This is a genomic window from Pseudomonas sp. NPDC089752, from assembly GCF_044748725.1.
Taxonomy (GTDB): Bacteria; Pseudomonadota; Gammaproteobacteria; order Pseudomonadales; family Pseudomonadaceae; genus Aquipseudomonas.
This window is the reverse complement of sequence record NZ_JBIVGP010000012.1, coordinates 114,751-135,875: the sequence shown is the minus strand read 5'-3', so window position 1 is coordinate 135,875 and position 21,125 is coordinate 114,751. Positions and strand designations below refer to the sequence as shown.

Here is a 21,125-nt window from a genome sequence, read left to right as displayed (position 1 = left end):
GACCTTCACTCGGCTATCTGCAGTTTGCGCGCCTGGGTGTACACATACCGCACCTTCTCGTACTCGAACGGCGAGTTGAGCTGGCCATAGCGGAATTTGGTGGTGTAGCGCTTGTCCACCGCGCGCAGCAGGAAGATTTCCGGATGGTCGGTGCTGGCCTCGGCCACGTTGAGGTAGTTGATCGCCTGCTCGCCGGCATAGTCCACCACCACCCCGGTAGTGTCGCGCAGGTTCGACGGGCCCAGCACCGGCAGCATGATGTACGGCCCTTCAGGCACACCGTAGAAGCCCAGGGTCTGGCCAAAATCCTCGCTCTGGCGCGGCAGGCCCATCTTGGTCGCCGGGTCCCACAACCCGCCCACGCCGATGATGGTGTTGAACATCAGCCGCGCCGTGATTTCCGCCGAGCGTTTGCCCTTGAGCTGCAGCACGCTGTTGAACAGGTTCGGCACATCGCCCAGGTTGTTGAAGAAGTTGCTCACCCCGGTGCGCACGAAGCGTGGCGTGACGTATTGGTAGCCATCCACCAGCGGCAGCAGCACCCATTGGTCCAGGCGGTAGTTGAAGTGGTAGATGCGCCGGTTCAGCGACTCCAGCGGGTCGTAGATGTTCAAGGCGGCCAGGGTGGAACGCTCGAACTCGCGCTGGTCCAGGCCGGGGTTGAATTTCAGTTCGCGCAGCGGGTCGATGAAGCCGTCGCTCTCGGGGGCCAACGGCTCGGCGGTGATCTGCGGGTCGGCCTCGATCACGCTGGTGCGTGGCGCGGTTTCCGCAGCCAGGGCATTGCCGGCGACGACGAGCAGCGCGGTGGCGAGGAGCAATTGTTTAGCCACGGAAGAACTCCAGCATGGCGTCGCTGTTGACGCGGTAATTGAGGTTGCCGCAGTGGCCGCCATGGGGGTAAAGGGTCAGCCGATCGCCAAACACCTTGCGCAGGAAGCCAATGTCGCCCGGGCCGAGGATGACGTCGTCGGCGTTGTGCATCACGGCGATTTTCGGGCTGTCGCGCAGGTAATCCTCCAGCGCGTACAGGCTGACCTGGTTGACCAGTTGCAGGATGCTGTTGCCGTCGGTGCGGGCGCGCCACATCGGGATCACCTGCTCGGTCATGTAGCAGTCGAAGTCGCACTGCAGCGCACGTTTGAAGAACGGCGTCAGGCTGCTGCTTTCGGTGATCGGGAATTTCGGCGGAATGATCAGGCCGCGGCGGTTGATCAGGTCGGAGGTGAAGGCGATGTCGGCAGCCGAGAAGCGGAACGAGGTGCCGATCAGCATGGCCATCTGTTCGTTGGACAGGTGCTGGCGCGACTGCTGGAAGTCATACAGCAGGGCGTCGTTGAGGTCGATGTAGCCCTTGTCCTGGAAGTAGCGGGTGAGCTTTTCCAGCATCAGTTCGTAGAAGGTGGTGCTGCGATCTATCCCCTTGACCTGGGTCTGCACCAGCTTGTCGAGGTTGTTGATCGAGGTGTACAGGTTGACTGGCGGGTTGAGCAGCAGTACGCGCTTGAAGTTGAAGCTGCGGCGGGTTTCGTCCAGGTGGCTGACGAACGCCGCGTCCAGCGCACCGAGGCTGTAGCCGGTAAGGTAGAACTCGCTGATCGGCAGGCGCGGGTGCTGGGCACGCACGGCCTGCATCACGCGGTACATGTCTTCGGCGTCTTCCTTGCTGACCCCCGGTGTGGCGAAGCGCGAGGCGGCGCTCATGAAGTCGTAGCTGGTCGGCGACGACAGTTGCACCACGTGGAAGCCGGCCTGGTAGAACAGCTTCTTCAGGTATTCGTTGATGGTGCTCGAGTAGGGTGCCCCGGTGCCGGCGATGATGAAGATCAACGGCGCAGCGTGGTCCTGGCGGGCCAGGCGATACTTGAGTTTTTTCACCGCCCAGAAGTTGTCGGGCAGGGTGAACTCACGTTCCGGGCGCAGGTTGAGGCTGTAATCGCTCTGGTCGATTTCGTCGTCGCTGGGCAGCGTCGGGCGCTGGTCGGGCGGCGTGGTGGCGATGGTCGCCTCGAACGGGTTGGTCAGGGGGAAGCCGTAGGTCGCGGGGTCGATGTCCCGCGCCGAAGCGGCCGCAGCCATGAGCAGGCCGCCAAGTAGGGCGGCTAGGCGCCAAGATCGATGCATGTAATCCCCCAGAAAGAACGCGAGCAAGGTACTGCGCTACGCAGGCTAGGACCACGAGTGCCCTGGCAAAGTTGCCAGGTGCTGTGGCCTTTGGTGTGCTTGTTATCTGCAACATAGCTGCAGGACTGTGATTTTGCCTTACAACGGGCCTTGGGCGATCATGGACGTTTTCGATTACCGCTATTGGAGAATGGGATGTCTCGTTCGTTGCCGGCTGCGTTGCTGCTGCTGTTTCTCGCACTTTGGCTGGCTGCCAGTTATGGCGTGCGTTACGGGTTGATGGAAGATGCGCAGTGGGTCGGCCTGTGTACGGCGCCGGGGGAGTACTGGCAGTGCCAGGTGCGCTCGCTATTGGGATTGGGCATTCACTTTCAGGTGATGGCTTGGGCCGGGCTGGGGGTTGCGCTGCTGGCTCAGTTCGTCGCGGGCCGGGCCGGTTGGTGGCTGGCGGTGCTGGCCTTGGTGTTCGGGGTGCCAGCGTTGGTGCTTTATACCGCGAGCATTGCGGTGTTCGCGGTGGTGCTGGCGGGGTTGCGGTTGGTCAGGTCTCAGGCTTGGGTTTTACGGTGAGGCGCAAATCGAGCGCCGCCCGCGCGGCGCATCGCGAGCAACGCTCGCTCCTACGTTTGTTTCCGGCCAGTTATGCCAACGGGATTTGCGCGCGGTCGCCTTGGTGCTCCACGCGATACCAAGTCGGACAAACAAGGCGGTCGCGCGCGTCGGTCACTGACGTTACTGGCCAGAAACAAACGTAGGAGCGAGCGTTGCTCGCGATGCGCCGCGCGGGCGGCGCTCGATCTCAACAACGCCGCCGCCCCTGAGTCTTACGCACCCGCAAGCCGCGCCACAGCGCCGCCGTCATCAGCACGCTGACCACTGCCCACCCCCAAGCCTGCTGATTCTCCAAGCCCTCACGATACAGCTGCGGCAGCACCCCAGCCCCGACGATAAACGCCAACAACGCCACTTCGGCCCGCCTTGCCACCACCGGCCGCAGCAGATAAACCACCGCCGGCAAGGCCAGCGCCGGGGTAGGAAAGCTGCGATAACGCGGATCGAAGACCATCCCCAGCATGCTCACCGCCGCTGCAAACCCGGCCGCCAGCAACAGCCAGCCCGCACGCGCTTCGAACCAGGCAAACATCCGCTCACGCCAGCCAGCGCGGCGCGCCAGCGCCAGCACGGCATGGGCCAGCACCAGCAGGTTCAGCCCCGCCAGCAGCACCGCCCACAACCACTCCCCGGCAAACCGCGCGTGAGTGCGCATCAACTCGCCCCACAGCCCCAGGCAGCCAGCGCCGAACGCGGCCAGCAGCGGCAACAGCCAGGCCCCGGCCAGGGTTGCAGGGCGCCCGGCGAACATCAGCATCACCGCCATCAGCACAGCGCTGGCCAACAACCACTGCGGCCAGTAGTGCAGGTTGCTCACCGGCCCTTCGAGCACGCCCTTGTCCTGCCGATCGGCATCGTACAGCCCCCAGTAACCGCCCACCGCGCCTTCGCTGGCACGCTTCCACGGCTGGTCGAAGGCTTCGATCAGGTTGTAGTGCCAGCCATTGGCCTCGGCCATGGCGACGAAGCCGCGGATGAAGCGCGCCTCGTTGGCGCGGCTGGGCACCGCGGTCTCGCGCTGGCGACCCTCGCTGGGCCAGCCAGTCTCGCCGATGAAGATGTCCTTGGGCGCAAAGCGCGTGCCGAACACCTGACGCACGTCGGCGACATGTGCCAAGGCATCGGCGATGCCGCGCGGCTCATCTTCCCAGTAGGGCAGCAGGTGAATGGTGAGAAAATCCACCGCTGGCGCCACCTGCGGGTGCTGCAGCCAGAACTCCCAGACATCGGCATAGGTGACCGGCACCTTGACCTGGCTCTTGACCTTGCTGATCAACCCGGCCAGGCGCTCGCCGGTAACTTCCTTGCGCAGCAATGCCTCGTTGCCGACGATCACCGCGCTCACCACGTCCGGGTTGGCATTGGCGGCGGCAATCAGCAAATCCACCTCTTTGTCGGTATCGACCGGGTTGGCGTTGACCCAGGCGCCGAGCATCACCTTCAGCCCATGCTTGCGCGCTAAAGCCGGGATTGCCTCAAGGCCGGTCATTGAATAGGTGCGGATGCACTGAAAACGCTCGGCCAGCAGCGCCAAATCGGCGTCCATGCGCGCCGGGCGCAGGCGAAACGGCTGGTCGAACGGCGACTGGTCTTTATCGAACGGGGTGTAGGAGGCGCACTGCAACTTGTGCGTGGGGCTGGCCGCATCCGGCAGCACGATCGGCTTGCCAAGCCCGTACCAGAGCGCGCCAAGGCCGAGCAGGCCAAGCAGGCAAGCGAGCAGGTACAAAGGCAACATCAGGCGGGCAGGGGCGGGCATCGGGCGGTCCATCGTCAGTGCAAAGCGTTAGATAGTAGCCCGGCGCCAATCATTTGGCATGCAAGGATCGCGCAGAACCCTGTAGGCCGATGCCGCTAATGGCACAGTGCTGTCGCATCGGGATGGGGTATAGGTCGCAGCTGGAGCAGGTCGCCCTCTGTTGCAGGCACATGATGCAATCTCCGAGACCTGACGAGGGGATGCATTGATGGCGACTTCTACAAGAATGCGACGTTTCCTGGGTGTGGGCACCGCCCTGGTATTGGCCATGGGCGCCGCACAGGCAATGGCCAAGGAAGTAAGCATCGGTTACGTGGATGGCTGGTCCGACAGTGTGGCGACCACCAACGTCGCCGCCGAAGTGATCAAGCAGAAGCTTGGCTACGACGTGAAGCTGCAGGCCGTGGCCGCAGGGATCATGTGGCAGGGCGTGGCGACCGGCAAGCTCGATGCGATCCTCTCGGCCTGGCTGCCGGTTACCCATGGCGAGTACTGGGCCAAGAACAAGGACAAGGTGGTCGACTACGGCCCGAACTTCAAGGACGCCAAGATCGGCTTGATCGTGCCGGAGTACGTCAAGACCCAGAGCATTGAAGACCTCAAGACCGACAAAGGCTACAAGCAGAAGATCATCGGTATCGATGCGGGTTCGGGAGTCATGATCAAGACCGACCAGGCGATCAAGGACTACGATCTGAATGGCTACAAGCTGACTGCAAGTTCCGGCGCTGGCATGACCACCGAGCTGGGCAAGGCCTACGCCAAGCAGGAACCGATTGCCGTTACCGGTTGGGTGCCGCACTGGATGTTCGCCAAATGGAAACTCAAGTTCCTCGATGACCCGAAAGGCGTGTATGGCGCGGCCGAAACCGTCAACAACATCGGCAGCAAAGAGCTGGAGCAGAAAGCCCCGGAAGTCGCCGAGTTCCTCAAGAAGTTCCAGTGGCAGTCCAAGGATGAGATCGGTGAAGTGATGCTGGCGATCCAGAATGGTGCCAAGCCTGAAGCGGCGGCTAAAGATTGGGTGGCCAAACATCCAGAGCGGGTCGCGGAGTGGACCGGTAAGTAACTGACGGGCCAGTGTGGCCTTTTCGCGGGGCAAGCCCGCTCCCACAGGAATAGTGCAGTTTCGAACTTTGCACTCATCCTGTGGGAGCGGGCTTGCCCCGCGAAATGGCCGGCACTTTGTTACGCAATCGGTAAAACAGTGTTGCATCTAAGACTAAGGTCGTCTGGTTGGCGTCCAACGGCAGCATAAAGTAACGGTGTGGGTTCCATCACCTCACTGTGCTGCTAGGACAAAAACAATGAACGACAGCATTTACCTCTCGATACAAAACAGCCCCCGCTTCAAGGAGCTGGTCACCAAACGCGAACGGTTCGCCTGGGTTCTCTCGGCGATCATGCTCGGCCTGTACAGCGCTTTCATCCTCCTGATCGCCTACGGTCCTCAACTGCTGGGCGCCAAGCTCAGTCCTGAGTCGTCGATCACCTGGGGCATTCCCCTGGGCGTCGGCCTGATCCTGTCGGCATTCGTCCTGACCGCCATCTACGTACGCCGCGCCAACGGCGAATTCGATGAGCTGAACAAGGCCATCCTCAAGGAGGCGCAACAATGATTCGCCACGCCAAAGCCCTGGCCGTACTGGCCTGCGGCGCGTTCGCACCTGCCGTGTGGGCAGCCGATGCCCTGACCGGCGAGGTGCAGAAACAGCCGCTCAACGTTGCCGCGATCGCCATGTTCGTGGCCTTCGTCGCCTTCACCCTCGGCATCACCTACTGGGCCTCCAAACGCAACAAGTCGGCGGCGGACTACTACGCTGCCGGCGGCAAGATCACCGGTTTCCAGAACGGCCTGGCGATTGCCGGCGACTACATGTCGGCCGCGTCCTTCCTGGGTATTTCTGCGCTGGTGTTCACCTCTGGCTACGACGGCCTGATCTACTCGATCGGCTTCCTCGTTGGCTGGCCGATCATCCTCTTCCTGATCGCCGAACGCCTGCGCAACCTGGGCAAGTACACCTTCGCCGACGTTGCCTCGTACCGCCTCGGGCAAAAGGAAATCCGCACCCTGTCGGCCTCCGGTTCGCTGGTGGTGGTGGCCTTCTACCTGATTGCGCAGATGGTCGGTGCCGGCAAGCTGATCGAGCTGCTGTTCGGCCTGGACTACCACGTCGCGGTGATCCTGGTGGGCATCCTGATGTGCCTGTACGTGCTGTTCGGCGGCATGCTGGCCACTACCTGGGTACAGATCATCAAGGCGGTGCTGCTGCTGTCCGGTGCCAGCTTCATGGCGCTGATGGTGATGAAGCACGTGGGCTTCGACTTCAACACCCTGTTCTCCGAAGCGATCAAGGTGCACAGCAAGGGCGAGGCGATCATGAGCCCGGGCGGCCTGGTCAAAGACCCGATCTCGGCGTTCTCTCTCGGCCTGGCACTGATGTTCGGTACCGCCGGCCTGCCGCACATCCTGATGCGCTTCTTCACCGTCAGTGACGCCAAGGAAGCGCGCAAGAGCGTGCTCTACGCCACTGGTTTCATCGGCTACTTCTACATCCTGACCTTCATCATCGGCTTCGGCGCGATCCTGCTGGTCAGCACCAACCCGGACTTCAAGGACGCCGCCGGCGCCCTGCTGGGCGGCAACAACATGGCGGCGGTGCACCTGGCCGATGCCGTGGGTGGCAGCATCTTCCTCGGCTTCATCTCGGCAGTGGCCTTCGCCACCATCCTGGCCGTGGTCGCGGGCTTGACCCTGGCCGGCGCCTCGGCGGTGTCCCATGACCTGTACGCCAGCGTCTGGCGCAAGGGCAAGGCCAACGACAAGGACGAGATCCGCGTGTCGAAGATCACCACCGTCGCCCTGGGCGTGCTGGCGATCGGCCTGGGGATTCTGTTCGAGAAACAGAACATCGCGTTCATGGTGGGCCTGGCGTTCTCCATCGCTGCCAGCTGCAACTTCCCGGTACTGCTGCTCTCGATGTACTGGAAGAAGCTGACCACCCGCGGCGCCATGATCGGCGGCTGGCTGGGCCTGGTGAGCGCGGTGACGCTGATGATCCTTGGCCCGACCATCTGGGTGCAGATCCTCGGCCACGAGAAGCCAATCTACCCGTACGAGTACCCGGCGTTGTTCTCGATGCTGATTGCCTTCATCGGTATCTGGTTCTTCTCGGTCACCGACAAGTCCAAGGCAGCTGAAAGCGAACGTGCGCTGTTCTTCCCGCAGTTCGTTCGGTCGCAGACCGGCCTGGGAGCTTCGGGCGCCGTCTCGCACTGATCCACCGGCAATAAAAAAACCGCGCTACGGCAACGGCCCGTAGCGCGGTTTTTTCGTTCAGGGCGCTAGATCATGCCAAGTAACAACAGCACCAGCAGTATCACCAGCACCACGCCGATGATTCCGGATGGGCCGTAGCCCCAGCTGCGCGAGTGCGGGAAGACCGGTAAGCCACCAATCAACAGCAGGATCAGGATGATGATGAGGATCGTGGTCATGACGGAGTCCTTGCGTGGTTAGGGTTCAAAGGGCCTCGTACTGCTGGCCTCTTGTTAATTCGGACCGGTGCCGCTTGCGAAAGATTCCATTCACTCGCCACTGACCGCACGGTCATGCCCGCCCATTCACTACCCTGATGGATCCTGCCATCGGCCAAGGCCTTGATTAGACTGGCCTGACAACCATCAGCAGAAGGCCTGCCAGCATGCACAACCGCATCATGATCACCGGCGCCGGGTCCGGTCTTGGCCGCGAGATCGCCCTGCGTTGGGCGCGCGAAGGCTGGCGCCTGGCGCTGGCCGACGTCAACGATGCCGGCCTGCGCGAAACCCTCGAACAGGTGCGCAGCGCCGGTGGCGAGGGCTTCATTCAGCGCTGCGACGTGCGCGACTACAGTCAGCTGACCGCCCTGGCCCAGGCCTGTGAAGAGAAGTTCGGCGGCATCGACGTGATCGTCAACAACGCCGGTGTCGCCTCGGGCGGGTTTTTCGCCGAGCTGTCGCTGGAGGACTGGGACTGGCAGATCGCGGTCAACCTGATGGGCGTGGTCAAGGGCTGCAAAGCCTTCCTGCCGCTGCTCGAACGCAGCAAGGGGCGGATCGTCAACGTGGCGTCGATGGCGGCGCTGATGCAGGGGCCGGGGATGAGCAACTACAACGTCGCCAAGGCCGGGGTGCTGGCGTTGTCCGAGAGCCTGCTGGTGGAGCTGCGCCAGCTGGAGGTGGCGGTGCATGTGGTGTGCCCGTCGTTCTTCCAGACCAACCTGCTGGACTCTTTCCGCGGCCCCAACCCGGCAATGAAGGCGCAGGTCGGCAAGCTGCTGGAGGGCTCGCCGATCAGCGCGGCTGACATTGCCGACTATATCCACCAGCAGGTCGCTGCCGGTGAGTTCATGATCCTGCCGCATGAGGCAGGGCGCCAGGCCTGGGAGCTCAAGCGCCAGGCGCCAGAGCGGCTGTACGACGAGATGGCGGAAATGGCGGTGAAGATGCGTGGCAAGGCACAAACGCGCTGATTGCAGGATCTGTCTGTAGGAGGGTTTACCTCAAGGCGTAGGTCTGTTCTGAATTGCCAGGGAAGTATTGAGTAGCCAAATATCCCCATGCACGCTGTGGTTTTCCCCGTTGCAGGAGGACCGCAGCATGTTGGTCATTGGACGTGAAGTCGGTGAAGTCATCACCATCGGTGACGATATTCAGATCAAGGTGGTGGAAACCCGCGATGGCATGGTGCGTTTTGGCGTCAGTGCGCCGCGTGATGTGCCGGTGCACAGGGCGGAGGTATACAAGCGGATCAAGGCGGGGGAGCGCAAGGGCAATCTGGCCTGAGGCTGTCAGTACCGGCCCTTTCGCGGGCAAGCCCGCTCCCACAGGTACACCACCATCCCCAAGACTGGTGGTGTACCTGTGGGAGCGGGCTTGCCCGCGAAAGGGCCGGTACTGTCTATTCCAGTAGTTCGCGCGGCACATCGTGCTTGGCCAGCAATTGGCACTGCTGGCTCTCCACATCGAACAAAATGAACGCCTGGCCCTTGGCCAACGCCTGGCGCACCCGCAGCACGCGGGTTTCCAGCGGCGTGTCGTCGCCATTGTCGGTGCCGTCACGGGTGACGAAGTCCTCGATCAGGCGGGTCAGGGTTTCGGCTTGCAGTTGTTCGTAGGGGATCAGCATGGGCGGCATTCGGCTTGGTTGAACGATGCGCCCATGCTACGCGAAATGTTTCAGCCCTTGTTACCCACCAGGCTGTCGACCGCCGGCACCCGCGTGTCGCTCTCCATCTGCGCATCGTGCTCCAACTGATGGCTGAAGCGCTCCAGTGAGGCATTGGCCGGGTTGGAGTCGCTGGCGAACACCGGCGGGCTGAGCAGATAACCCGACAGCAGGCGGCTGAGCGCGGCCAGGCTGTCGATGTGGGTGCGCTCGTAGCCATGGGTGGCATCGCAGCCGAATGCTATCAGCGCAGTGCGAATATCATGCCCGGCGGTGACCGCCGAGTGGGCATCGCTGAAGTAGTAGCGGAACACGTCGCGCCGCACCGGCAGGTCCTGGTCGCCGGCCAGCTTCAGCAGGTGGCGTGACAGGTGGTAATCGTAAGGGCCTGAAGAATCCTGCATGGCCACGCTGACGGCATGTTCGCTGGAGGCCTGGCCAGGCGCGACCGGAGCGATGTCGATGCCGACGAATTCGCTGACGTCCCAGGGCAGGGCAGCAGCGGCGCCGGAGCCGGTTTCCTCGGTGATGGTGAACAGCGGGTGGCAGTCGATCAGCGGCTGGCGGCCACTTTCCACTACGGCTTTCAGCGCCGCGAGCAGGGCCGCCACACCGGCTTTATCATCCAGGTGACGGGCGCTGATATGGCCGCTTTCGGTGAATTCCGGCAGCGGATCGAAGGCGACGAAATCACCGATGGCCAGCCCTAAGGCTTCGCAGTCGGCGCGGGTGGTGCAGTAGGCGTCCAGGCGCACTTCGACGTGTTCCCAGCTGACCGGCATCTGGTCGATGGCGGTGTTGAACGCGTGCCCGCTGGCCATCAGTGGCAGCACGCTGCCGCGAAATACGCCGGTGTCGGTGAATACGCTGACCCGGCTGCCTTCGGCGAAGCGGCTCGACCAGCAACCCACCGGTGCCAGGGCCAGGCGGCCGTTGTCCTGCAATTGGCGGACACTGGCGCCGATGGTGTCGAGGTGGGCCGAGACGGCGCGGTCGGGGGAGCTTTGCCGGCCCTTGAGGGTGGCGCGGATGGTGCCGCGGCGGGTCAGCTCGAAGGGGATGCCCAGTTCGTGCAGGCGCTCGGCGACGTAGCGCACGATGGTGTCGGTGAAGCCGGTCGGGCTGGGGATGGCGAGCATCTCCAGAAGGACACGCTTGAGGTAGTCGAGATCGGGTTCGGGGTAATGTTGGGACATGTGTACTCCTTTGCCGGCCTCTTCGCGGGGCAAGCCCGCTCCCACAGTGGTACTGGTATCACCGATCATTGTGGGAGCGGGCTTGCCCCGCGAAGAGGCCGTTATTGGTTTACGCCAACGCCCGGCTTTGCGGGAACAGCAGGTCGACAAAGCGCTCCGCCGTCGGCTGTGGTTCATGATTGGCCAACCCAGCGCGCTCGTTGGCCTCGATGATCACGTAGTCCGGGTGTTCGGCATCGCGCACCATCAGGTCCAGGCCCACCACCGGAATATCCAGCGCCCGCGCAGCACGCACGGCGGCATCGGCCAGCACCGGGTGCAGGCGCTCGGTGACATCTTCCAACGTACCGCCAGTGTGCAGGTTGGCGGTGCGGCGCACGGCCAGGCGCTGGCCGGCGGGTAGCACGCTGGCGTAGTCGAGGCCAGCGTCGCGCAGGGTGCGCTCGGTCTCATCGTCCAGCGGAATACGGCTTTCACCCCCGGTGGCGGCCTGGCGGCGCCGGCTCTGCGCCTCGATCAGCGCCTTGACGCTGTGCTTGCCGTCACCGATCACCTGCGCCGGGTGGCGGATGGCGGCGGCCACCACTTCATGGCCGATCACCAGAATGCGCAGGTCCTGGCCAGGGTGGAAACTTTCCAGCAGCACGCGGCTGTCGAAGCGGCGGGCGTGTTCGATGGCCTGGCTGACTTCGTCGTAAGTGGTCAGGTTGACCGCCACGCCCTGGCCTTGCTCACCGTCCACCGGCTTGACCACCACCGCGCCATGCTCGTCGAGAAACGCCAGGTTGTCGTCGGCATTGCCGGCCAACTGCTGCACCGGCACCTGCAGGCCGGCGTTGTGCAGCGCTTGCTGAGTCAGGCGCTTGTCCTGGCAGAGGGTCATGCTGATCGCGCTGGTCAGGTCGCTCAGCGACTCGCGGCAACGTACCCGGCGCCCGCCGAGGCTGAGGGTGAACAGCCCGGCGGCGGCATCGTCCACCTGCACGTCGATGCCGCGCCGGTAGGCTTCATCGACAATGATCCGCGCATAGGGGTTGAGCCCGGCTTCAGGACCGGGGCCGAGGAACAGTTGCTGGTTGATGCCGTTCTTGCGCTTGACCGCGAAGGTCGGCAGGTTGCGAAAACCGAGCTTTTCGTAGAGCCGCTTGGCCTGGCGGTTGTCGTGCAGCACTGACAGGTCCAGATAAGCCAGGCCACGGCTCATGAAATGCTCGATCAAGTGCCGTACCAGCACCTCACCCACGCCGGGGCGGGTGCATTGCGGGTCGACGGCCAGGCACCACAGGCTGCTGCCGTGTTCGGGGTCGTCGAAGGCCTTGCTGTGGTTCAGGCCCATGACGCTGCCGATCACCGCGTGGGTGTCTTCGTCCTCGGCCAGCCAATACACCGGCCCGCCGAGATGACGCGGGGTCAGCAACTCGGGCTGCACCGGCAGCATGCCGCGCGCCTGGTACAGGCCGTTGATCGCCTGCCAGTCGGCATCGCTCTGCGCCCGGCGGATGCGAAAGCCGCGAAATACCCGCTGCGCCTGGCGGTAGTCGGAAAACCACAGGCGCAGGGTGTCGGACGGGTCGAGGAACAACTGCTGCGGAGCCTGGGCCAGCAATTGCTGCGGCGCCGCCACGTACAAGGCGATGTCGCGCTCGCCGGGGCGCTCCTGCTGCAGCGCCTCGGCCAAGGTCGCCGGGTCCGGATAAGTGTGGCCAATCAACAGCCGCCCCCAGCCGCAGTGCAGGGCACGCGGCTGGTCGTGGGGCTCGCTGCCATCGCCGGCCAGGCGCGCCTGCAAACGCTCGTAGGACGGCGTCTGGCCGCGCAGCAGGCGCTGACCGTAAGCGATCTCATGGGGCTTCATGGGTCAGATTCCTTGTTCGCTCAGCCACAGGTTCAGGGCTGCCAGCTGCCATAGCTTGGAGCCGCGCAGCGGGGTCAGCTGGCCGTGCGGGTTGCTCAGCAGGCGGTCGAGCATGGCCGGGTTGAACAGCCCACGGTCCTGACTGGGGTCGGTCAGCAGTTCGCGCACCCAGCCCAGCGTCGCGCCTTCGAGGTGCTTGAGGCCGGGCACTGGGAAGTAACCTTTCTTGCGGTCGATCACTTCGTGAGGGATGACACGGCGCGCGGCCTGCTTGAGCACCTGCTTGCCGCCATCGGGCAGCTTGAAGCGCGCCGGAATGCGCGCCGACAGCTCCACCAGGCGGTAGTCGAGGAATGGCGTGCGGGCTTCCAGGCCCCAGGCCATGGTCATGTTGTCGACGCGTTTGACCGGGTCGTCGACCAGCATCACCGTGCTGTCCAGGCGCAGCGCCTTGTCCACTGCATCGGCTGCGCCGGGGCGGGCGAAGTGTTCGCGGACGAAATCACCGGCCGCATCGGTTTCCAGCAGCCACGGGGCCTGCACGGTGTCGCGGTATTCGGCGTGGCTGCGGTCGAAGAAGGCATCGCGGTAGGCGCCGAAGGCATCCTCGGCGCCGTCGACCTGCGGGTACCAGTGGTAGCCGGCGAACAGTTCGTCGGCGCCCTGGCCGCTCTGCACGCCCTTGCAGTGCTTGGCGACTTCCCGCGACAGCAGGTAGAAGGCGATGCAGTCGTGGCTGACCATCGGCTCGCTCATGGCACGGAACGCGGCCGGCAGCTGGTCGATGATCTCGTGCTCGGCGATGCGCAGCTGGTGGTGATGGGTGCCGTAGTGCTTGGCGATCAGATCGGAGTATTGGAATTCGTCACCGCGCTCGCCGCCGGCATCCTCGAAACCGATGGAGAAGGTCGACAGGTCGTCCACGCCGACCTCACGCAACAGGCCGACCAACAGGCTGGAATCGACACCGCCGGACAGCAGCACACCGACGTCCACGGCCGCACGTTGGCGAATGGCCACGGCATCACGGGTGGCATCGAGCACGCGGGTGGTCCAGCCTTCCAGGTCGAGTTCGCGCTCGTCGGGGTTGGGGCCATAGTGCAGCTGCCACCAGGTCTGGCGCTCGACTTCGCCATGGCGGTCGATGCGCATCCAGGTGCCGGGTTCGAGCTTCTGTACGTTGGCCAGCAAGGTGCGCGGCGCGGGTACCACGGCGTGGAAGTTGAGGTAGTGGTTGAGCGCCACCGGGTCGAGCATCGGGTCGATATCGCCGCCTTTGAGCAGCGCCGGCAGGGTCGAGGCAAAGCGCAGGCGCTCGCCATTGCGCGACAGGTACAGCGGCTTGACGCCGAGACGGTCGCGGGCCAGGAACAGGCGCTGGTTGTCGCGCTCCCAGATGGCCAGGGCGAACATGCCGTTGAGCTTGGGCAGCAAGGCCGCGCCCCAGGCGTGGTAGCCCTTGAGCAACACCTCGGTGTCGCCGTCGGACCAGAAGCTGTAACCCAGATCCTGCAGCTCCTGGCGCAGTTCGGGGAAGTTGTAGATGGCACCGTTGAACGCCAGCGACAGGCCCAGGGTGTTGTCGACCATGGGCTGCGCCGAGCCGTCGGACAGGTCCATGATTTTCAGCCGGCGGTGGCCGAGGGCGATCGGGCCCAGGCTATGGAAGCCCCAGGCGTCGGGGCCACGGGGCGCCAGGTGATGGGTCATGCGCTCTACCGCGGCGAGATCCGCCGGGCGAGGGGCTTGGTCGAGGGGGGTGAAACGCAACTCTCCTGCTAATCCGCACATAGGTCCTTACCGGTTTTTCCGTTGGGGAATCAGTGCCCCGGATTAGGGCACCTATAAGGAACTGACCTGAGCGATTTGTGAGAGTTTTAGATCAATCTGTTATATAGCCAAGTATGTAGCCAGTGGGAGCGGCTTTAGCCGCGAAGCAGGCGCCGCGGTGAATGGCACCGGCTATGCCGGTGTTCGCGGCTGAAGCCGCTCCCACTGGGGTCCGCATTTATCGGTCATTTACCGCGTATCAATTTGCGCAATGCAAACCGATTCGGATGACACGCCTCAGCCACCGCCCGAGGCAACGGCAGCGGCTCGCCACTGGCCCAGGCCGCAATCAACTCCCCCGAAAGCGGTGCCGTGATCAACCCCCGCGAGCCATGGCCACTGTTCACATACAGCCCCTCCAGCCAAGGGCAAGGCACCTCGGGCACCTGCCGCGCGTCCTTGCTCAACACGCCATACGCGTCGGCAAACGCAGCCGGGTCGGCGAGCGGCCCGACAATCGGCAAATAATCCGGGCTGGTGCACCGAAACGCCGCACGCCCCTGCAGTTGCTCGGGGTCGAGTGCCGCACTGCCAAGGCGCTGGGCAAGGTCCGGGGAGATTTCATCCAGCAGCGCCAGATTGCCCTGATGCTCGGCCACGGTCGGGGCCAGATCATTGCTATGAAAGTCGAAGCTGGCGCCCAGGGTGTGTTCCTCACCTCGTGGGGGCGCCACGTAGCCTTCGGCACAGACCACGGTTTTCAGTGCCCGACTGCCTTCGGTCAGCGGCAACCGGGTGATCTGCCCGCGGATGCGCTTGAGCGGCAACTGGGAGCAGGCATCGAAACGCTTCACTTCGGCGGCGCCGGCCAGCACCACCAGCGGCGCACTGGCCAGCAGCCGCTCGCCATCCCAGGCCTGCCACAGGTCATCGACTTTGCGCAGGTCGACGACTTCGTGGTGGGCCAGCAGGCGAATGTTGGGATGATTCAGTTGCGCCTGGCACAGCGCCGGCGGATGCACCCAGCCGCCCTCCGGATAGAACAGCCCACCCGCAGGCAGCGAGACGCCGGCAATGGCTTGGGCTTCTTCACGCGGCAAGGCGCGCAGCAAACCACCGTCGAACGCCTCGGCAAGCTTGCCCTGGCGCTCAGCCTCCTTGCTGTCGAAAGCAAGCTGCAGAACCCCACAGGCATCCCAGTCCTGTCCGCGCTGCAGCTGCTCAAGTTGACGGCGGGTATAGCCGAAGCCTGACAGGATCATCCGCGACAATGCGGTGCCATGCGCGGAAAGCTTGAGGTACAGCACACCCTGGGGATTGCCGGACGCTTCCCGGGCCGGGGCGTCGTGACGCTCCAGTACCGTTACCTGCCAGCCGCGTGCGGCCAGGCTCGCTGCACTGGCGCTGCCCGCAAGCCCCGCACCGATCACCAGCGCCTGACGCGGGCCACCGATGGCGCTTGGCCGGGCATACCACGGCGCAGCCATGGCGGGGGCAGGCGGGCCGCTGTAGACGCCGCTCATCACTTCCCATTTCTTGCCCAGGCCCGGCACCTTTTTCATGGCGAAACCGGCTTCGACCAAGCTGCGCCGCACCCAACCGGTGGTGGTGAAGGTACCCAGCGCGGTCCCTGCGCGCGACAACCGCGCCAGTTGCGCGAACAATTCGGGGGTCCACATGTCGGGGTTTTTCGCCGGGGCGAAACCGTCGAGGAACCACACGTCGATGCTGGCATCGAGCTGCGGCAGCTGTTCGAGCACATCGCCGATCAGCAAGGTCAGGGTGACCCGGCCGTGGTCGAAGGTGAACTGTTGAAAGCCGGGATGCACCCCCACGTACTGGGCCAGGAATGGCTCGCTGAAGGCCGCCAGCTCCGGCCACACGCGCACCGCACGTGCCATGTCGTCGTGGCCGAGCGGATACTTTTCAACGCTGACGAAATGCAGGCGGGCGTCGCTCGGCGCTTTTTCGGCAAACAGCTGCCAGGCACAGAAAAAGTTCATGCCGGTGCCGAAGCCGGTTTCGCCGATCACCAGGCAGGCGTGCGGCGCCAGTTCGGCGAAGCGTTGCGCCAGCCCGGTCTGTTCAAGGAACACGTAGCGGGTTTCGTCGGTGCCTTCGTTCTTCGAGAAATAGACGTCGTCGTATTGCCGCGAATGGGGGCGGCCCTGGTCGTCCCAGTCGATCTGGGCATGCTGGAGGAGGGTGGACATGGTTGGCTCGGTTGCAGCGGATGAGGGATTTTATGTCATCTGCGGGTTTTGCGCAGGGCTACAGGCCTGTTACAAATCCGCTAGTCTTGCTTATCCATTGAAGGAGCCCCTGCATGTTCGAATCCGCCGAAATCGGCCACAGTATCGACAAGGAAACCTTTGAAGCAGAGGAGCCTGCCCTGCGCGAGGCCCTGCTTGAAGCCCAGTACGAACTCAAGCAACAGGCACGCTTCCCGGTGATCGTGCTGATCAACGGCATCGAGGGCGCTGGCAAGGGCGAGACGGTCAAACTGCTCAACGAATGGATGGACCCACGCATGATCGACGTGCTCACCTTCGATCAGCAGACCGACGAAGAACTGGCCCGGCCACCGGCCTGGCGCTACTGGCGGGCGCTGCCGCCGAAGGGGCGGATGGGCGTGTTTTTCGGCAACTGGTACAGCCAGATGCTCCAGGGCAGGGTGCACGGGGTGTTCAAGGATGCCGTGCTCGACCAGGCAATTGCCGGGGCCGAACGCCTGGAGCAGATGCTCTGCGACGAAGGCGCGCTGATCATCAAGTTCTGGTTCCACCTGTCCAAGAAACAGATGAAGGCGCGGCTCAAATCCCTCAAGGACGACCCGCTGCACAGTTGGAAGATCAGCCCGCTGGACTGGCAGCAGTCGCAGACCTACGACCGCTTCGTGCGCTTTGGCGAGCGCGTGTTGCGCCGCACCAGCCGCGACTACGCGCCGTGGCACATCATCGAAGGCGCCGACCCGCACTACCGCAGCCTGGCCGTGGGCCGCATCCTTCTTGAAAGCCTGCAGGCCGCGCTGGCCGTCAATCCGAAGGAAAAGCATCACGGCAACATCGCGCCGTTGGGCCGCAGCATCGACCAGCGCAGTCTGCTCGGCGCGCTGGACATGACCCTGCGGCTGGACAAGCAAGATTACCAGGAGCAACTGGTGACCGAGCAGGCCCGCCTGGCCGGGCTGCTGCGCCACAAACACATGCGCCGGCATGCCCTGGTGGCGGCCTTCGAGGGCAATGATGCCGCTGGCAAGGGCGGCGCCATCCGCCGCGTCGCCGCCGCGCTCGACCCCCGCCAATACCGCATCGTGCCAATCGCCGCGCCCACCGAAGAAGAGCGCGCACAGCCTTATCTGTGGCGCTTCTGGCGGCATATACCGGCGCGCGGCAAGTTCACCATCTTCGACCGCTCCTGGTACGGCCGGGTACTGGTGGAACGCATCGAGGGGTTCTGCTCGCCCGCCGACTGGATGCGCGCCTATGGCGAGATCAACGATTTCGAGGAGCAACTGGTCAATGCCGGGGTGGTGGTGGTCAAGTTCTGGTTGGCAATCGACCAGCAGACCCAGCTGGAGCGTTTCGAGGAGCGTGAGCAGATCCCGTTCAAGCGCTACAAGATCACCGAAGACGACTGGCGCAATCGCGACAAGTGGGACCTGTATGTCGATGCGGTGGGCGACATGGTCGACCGTACCAGCACCGAAATCGCGCCTTGGACACTGGTCGAGGCCAACGACAAGCGTTGGGCGCGAGTGAAGGTTTTGCGCACCATCAACGAGGCCTTGGAGGCGGCGTTCGCCAAAGACAAGAAGTAGTCAGTCCCGGCCTCTTCGCGGGGCAAGCCCGCTCCCACAATTTGGGGCACGGCACGATCCCTGTGGGAGCGGGCTTGCCCCGCGAAGAGGCCGGCACTGGCGATATCGATGCCTGAGTGGAATGACCTGATGAATTCTTTTCCTTCGGCGCCAGGCAGCAAGCCCTTAGAATCCAGAAACCCCCGCCACGGGCTCGATCGAGGACTTTATGCACATCACTTCCGGACGCTGGGGCTATGGCCTGTTCCTGGCGCTGTTGACCGCGCTGCTCTGGGGCATTCTGCCGATCAAGCTCAAGCAGGTGCTGCAGGTGGTCGACCCGTTGACAGTCACCTGGTTTCGCCTGCTGGTGTCCGGCAGTTTGCTGTTCGCCTGGCTGGCGAGCCAGCGGCGCTTGCCGTCGTTGAAGAAGCTGGGGGGCAAGGGCAAGGGCCTGGTGGCGGTTGCCGTGTGCGGGCTGATGGGCAACTACGTGCTCTACCTGGTCGGCCTCAACCTGCTCAGCCCAGGTACCGCGCAACTGGTGGTGCAGGTTGGCCCGGTGCTGCTGCTGGTGGCCAGCGTGTTCGTGTTCAAGGAGCGTTTCAGCCTGGGCCAGGGCTTGGGGTTGGTGATCCTGCTCGCAGGCTTTGGCCTGTTCTTCAACCAGCGTCTTGAAGAGCTGCTGACCTCGTTGGGCACCTACACCACGGGGGTACTGACCATTCTGTTGGCCACCAGCATCTGGGTGTTCTATGCCTTGAGCCAGAAGCAACTGCTGACATTGTGGAATTCGCAGCAGGTGATGATGGTGATCTACCTGTGCTGCGCGGCGTTGCTGACGCCCTGGGTGCATCCGCTGGAAGCGCTGCAGTTGACGCCATTGCAAGGCTGGCTGCTGCTGGCCTGCTGCCTGAATACGTTGGTGGCCTACGGGGCGTTTGCCGAGGCGCTGGCGCATTGGGAGGCATCGCGGGTGAGCGCTACCCTGGCGATGACGCCGTTGGTGACCTTTGTCGCGGTGGCGATTGCGGCGTGGGTGTGGCCGGATTATGTGCAGGCTGAGGATATCAATGCCCTGGGGTATGTCGGCGCGGTGACGGTGGTGCTGGGGTCGACGGTGGTGGCGTTGGGGCCGTCGTTGGTGGCGGGGTGGCGGGCACGTTTGGCGCGGGCTAATTGATTGTCTGCGCCGGCCTCTTCGCGGGGCAAGCCCGCTCCCACAGTGACAGTGTCGAGTCGAACATTGTGGGAGCGGGCTTGCCCCGCGAAGAGGCCGGCACAGCCAACCTATCAATCAGCCCTTGCCGCCGGGGGCCAGCATGTTCTCCGGCCTGACCCATTCATCGAACTGTTCGTTAGTCAGGTACTTCAATTCCAAAGCCGCCTCGCGCAGCGTCTTACCCTCGCCGTAAGCCTTCTTGGCAATCTCCGCCGCCTTGTCATAGCCAATATGCGGGTTCAGCGCCGTTACCAGCATCAACCCCCGCTCCAGGTGCGCCGCCATCTGCTCGGCATCCGGCTCGATCCCCGCCACGCAATGCTGCTGGAAGTTACGGCAACCATCGGCCAGCAGTTCGACCGACTGCAGCAGGTTGTGGATGATCACCGGCTTGAACACGTTCAACTGCAGGTGCCCCTGGCTTGCGGCAAAGCCGATCGCCGCGTCGTTGCCCAGCACCTGGCAGGCCAGCATCGACAGCGCCTCGCACTGGGTCGGGTTGACCTTGCCCGGCATGATCGAGCTGCCCGGCTCGTTGGCCGGCAGGCGCACCTCGGCCAGCCCCGCGCGGGGGCCGGAGCCGAGCAGACGCAAGTCGTTGGCGATTTTCATCAAGGCCACCGCCAGGGTCTTGAGCGCGCCGGCCAGGCTGGTCAAAGGCTCGTGGCCGGCGAGGGCGGCGAACTTGTTCGGCGCAGTGACGAACGGCAGGCCGGACAGCGCGGCCAGTTCGGCGGCGATGGCTTCGGCGAAACCATGCGGGGCATTCAGCCCGGTGCCCACGGCGGTGCCGCCCTGGGCCAGTTCGCACACCGCCGGCAAGGTGGCGCGGATGGCGCGTTCGGCATAGTCGAGCTGGGCGACGAACGCCGACACTTCCTGACCGAAGGTGATGGGTGTGGCGTCCATCATGTGCGTACGGCCCGTCTTGACCAGCTTGTGGTGGCGCGCCGAAAGCTCGGCCAGCCCCGACGACAACTCGGCAATCGCTGGCAGCAGATGCGCATGCACGGCCTGCGCGGCGGCGATGTGCATGGCGGTGGGGAAGCAGTCGTTGGAGCTCTGCGAGCGGTTGACGTGGTCGTTGGGGTGCACCGGCGCCTTGCCGCCGCGGCCCTTGCCGGCCAGTTCGTTGGCCCGCCCGGCAATCACTTCGTTGACGTTCATGTTGCTTTGCGTGCCACTGCCGGTCTGCCAGACGACGAGCGGGAATTGCGCGTCATGCTCACCGTCCAGCACTTCGTCGGCGGCCTGCTCGATCAGCCGGGCGATGTCGGCCGGCAGGTCGCCATTGCGGTCGTTGACACGCGCAGCGGCTTTTTTGATGAGTGCCAGGGCGTGCAGCACCGCGAGCGGCATGCGTTCCTTGCCAATGGCAAAGTTGATCAGCGAGCGCTGGGTCTGCGCGCCCCAGTAGGCGTCCTCAGGAACTTCGACCGGGCCCAGGCTGTCTGTCTCGATACGGCTCATGCTGCTTCACTCCTTTGTCAGTCAGAATCAGCAGTTTAGGCCCTCATGCGAACGTGCGGTTCATTCGCTCGTCGTGCTACTTGAGCGCTGTGCCTGTGCAGGCGCAGAA

The 21,125-nt window shown here is 64.0% G+C and carries 18 protein-coding genes; 8 read left to right on the top strand and 10 right to left on the bottom strand.

Going from position 1 to position 21,125, the window contains the following annotated elements:
• Positions 1-5 precede the first annotated feature (5 nt).
• Entirely contained in the window at positions 6-833 is an 828-nt protein-coding gene (locus ACIPZF_RS20215) for a VacJ family lipoprotein (RefSeq protein ID WP_400802448.1), read from the bottom strand.
• Positions 826-2,124, bottom strand: a complete 1,299-nt coding sequence (locus ACIPZF_RS20210) for a serine/threonine protein kinase (RefSeq protein WP_400802446.1) — start codon at positions 2,122-2,124, stop codon at positions 826-828. The genes ACIPZF_RS20215 and ACIPZF_RS20210 overlap by 8 nt, the downstream gene beginning before the upstream one ends.
• Before the next feature lie 195 nt (positions 2,125-2,319).
• Here ACIPZF_RS20210 and ACIPZF_RS20205 point away from each other — a divergent pair, with 195 nt between their 5' ends.
• Positions 2,320-2,694, top strand: a complete 375-nt coding sequence (locus ACIPZF_RS20205) for a hypothetical protein (RefSeq protein WP_400802444.1) — start codon at positions 2,320-2,322, stop codon at positions 2,692-2,694.
• Between the two features lie 229 nt (positions 2,695-2,923).
• Here ACIPZF_RS20205 and ACIPZF_RS20200 read toward each other — a convergent pair whose 3' ends face one another.
• Positions 2,924-4,507, bottom strand: a complete 1,584-nt coding sequence (locus ACIPZF_RS20200; protein WP_400802442.1) for a beta (1-6) glucans synthase — start codon at positions 4,505-4,507, stop codon at positions 2,924-2,926.
• A gap of 196 nt (positions 4,508-4,703) precedes the next feature.
• On the opposite strand from ACIPZF_RS20200, the gene ACIPZF_RS20195 reads away from it, so the two are divergent.
• From ACIPZF_RS20195 to ACIPZF_RS20185, 3 genes are all read left to right on the top strand, one after another.
• A complete protein-coding gene (locus tag ACIPZF_RS20195; RefSeq protein ID WP_400802440.1) occupies positions 4,704-5,564 on the top strand; it encodes a glycine betaine ABC transporter substrate-binding protein in 861 nt (286 codons plus the stop codon).
• Between the two features lie 238 nt (positions 5,565-5,802).
• Positions 5,803-6,114 (top strand): DUF485 domain-containing protein, encoded by a 312-nt coding sequence (locus tag ACIPZF_RS20190; RefSeq protein WP_400802438.1) that lies wholly within the window; start codon positions 5,803-5,805, stop codon positions 6,112-6,114.
• Positions 6,111-7,775: a cation acetate symporter gene (locus ACIPZF_RS20185; RefSeq protein ID WP_400802436.1), complete on the top strand. Its 1,665-nt coding sequence runs from the start codon at positions 6,111-6,113 to the stop codon at positions 7,773-7,775. The genes ACIPZF_RS20190 and ACIPZF_RS20185 overlap by 4 nt, the downstream gene beginning before the upstream one ends.
• Before the next feature lie 65 nt (positions 7,776-7,840).
• On the opposite strand, the gene ACIPZF_RS20180 is transcribed toward ACIPZF_RS20185, so the two are convergent.
• Positions 7,841-7,993 carry a DUF3309 family protein gene (locus tag ACIPZF_RS20180; protein WP_003252624.1) on the bottom strand — a complete coding sequence of 51 codons (153 nt, stop codon included), beginning with the start codon at positions 7,991-7,993 and terminating at the stop codon, positions 7,841-7,843.
• Positions 7,994-8,199: 206 nt separating this feature from the next.
• On the opposite strand from ACIPZF_RS20180, the gene ACIPZF_RS20175 reads away from it, so the two are divergent.
• Both ACIPZF_RS20175 and csrA read left to right on the top strand, forming a co-directional pair.
• Positions 8,200-9,009, top strand: a complete 810-nt coding sequence (locus tag ACIPZF_RS20175) for an SDR family oxidoreductase (protein ID WP_400802435.1) — start codon at positions 8,200-8,202, stop codon at positions 9,007-9,009.
• A 127-nt stretch (positions 9,010-9,136) separates the two neighbouring features.
• Positions 9,137-9,322: a carbon storage regulator CsrA gene (gene csrA, locus ACIPZF_RS20170; protein WP_400802433.1), complete on the top strand. Its 186-nt coding sequence runs from the start codon at positions 9,137-9,139 to the stop codon at positions 9,320-9,322.
• Between the two features lie 115 nt (positions 9,323-9,437).
• Here csrA and ACIPZF_RS20165 read toward each other — a convergent pair whose 3' ends face one another.
• From ACIPZF_RS20165 to mnmC, 5 genes are all read right to left on the bottom strand, one after another.
• Positions 9,438-9,665: a YheU family protein gene (locus tag ACIPZF_RS20165; RefSeq protein WP_400802432.1), complete on the bottom strand. Its 228-nt coding sequence runs from the start codon at positions 9,663-9,665 to the stop codon at positions 9,438-9,440.
• A 50-nt stretch (positions 9,666-9,715) separates the two neighbouring features.
• Positions 9,716-10,900 carry an osmoprotectant NAGGN system M42 family peptidase gene (locus ACIPZF_RS20160; protein WP_400802431.1) on the bottom strand — a complete coding sequence of 395 codons (1,185 nt, stop codon included), beginning with the start codon at positions 10,898-10,900 and terminating at the stop codon, positions 9,716-9,718.
• Between the two features lie 109 nt (positions 10,901-11,009).
• Positions 11,010-12,755 (bottom strand): N-acetylglutaminylglutamine synthetase, encoded by a 1,746-nt coding sequence (ngg, locus tag ACIPZF_RS20155; protein ID WP_400802430.1) that lies wholly within the window; start codon positions 12,753-12,755, stop codon positions 11,010-11,012.
• Between the two features lie 3 nt (positions 12,756-12,758).
• Positions 12,759-14,546: an N-acetylglutaminylglutamine amidotransferase gene (locus ACIPZF_RS20150; RefSeq protein ID WP_400802429.1), complete on the bottom strand. Its 1,788-nt coding sequence runs from the start codon at positions 14,544-14,546 to the stop codon at positions 12,759-12,761.
• A 224-nt stretch (positions 14,547-14,770) separates the two neighbouring features.
• A complete protein-coding gene (mnmC, locus tag ACIPZF_RS20145; RefSeq protein WP_400802428.1) occupies positions 14,771-16,738 on the bottom strand; it encodes a bifunctional tRNA (5-methylaminomethyl-2-thiouridine)(34)-methyltransferase MnmD/FAD-dependent 5-carboxymethylaminomethyl-2-thiouridine(34) oxidoreductase MnmC in 1,968 nt (655 codons plus the stop codon).
• A gap of 113 nt (positions 16,739-16,851) precedes the next feature.
• On the opposite strand from mnmC, the gene pap reads away from it, so the two are divergent.
• A complete protein-coding gene (gene pap, locus ACIPZF_RS20140) occupies positions 16,852-18,345 on the top strand; it encodes a polyphosphate:AMP phosphotransferase (protein ID WP_400802426.1) in 1,494 nt (497 codons plus the stop codon).
• Positions 18,346-18,553: 208 nt separating this feature from the next.
• Positions 18,554-19,507 carry a DMT family transporter gene (locus ACIPZF_RS20135; RefSeq protein ID WP_400802424.1) on the top strand — a complete coding sequence of 318 codons (954 nt, stop codon included), beginning with the start codon at positions 18,554-18,556 and terminating at the stop codon, positions 19,505-19,507.
• Between the two features lie 114 nt (positions 19,508-19,621).
• On the opposite strand, the gene ACIPZF_RS20130 is transcribed toward ACIPZF_RS20135, so the two are convergent.
• Positions 19,622-21,016, bottom strand: coding sequence for a class II fumarate hydratase (locus ACIPZF_RS20130; protein WP_400802422.1), 1,395 nt, complete (start codon positions 21,014-21,016; stop codon positions 19,622-19,624).
• Positions 21,017-21,125: the final 109 nt, after the last annotated feature.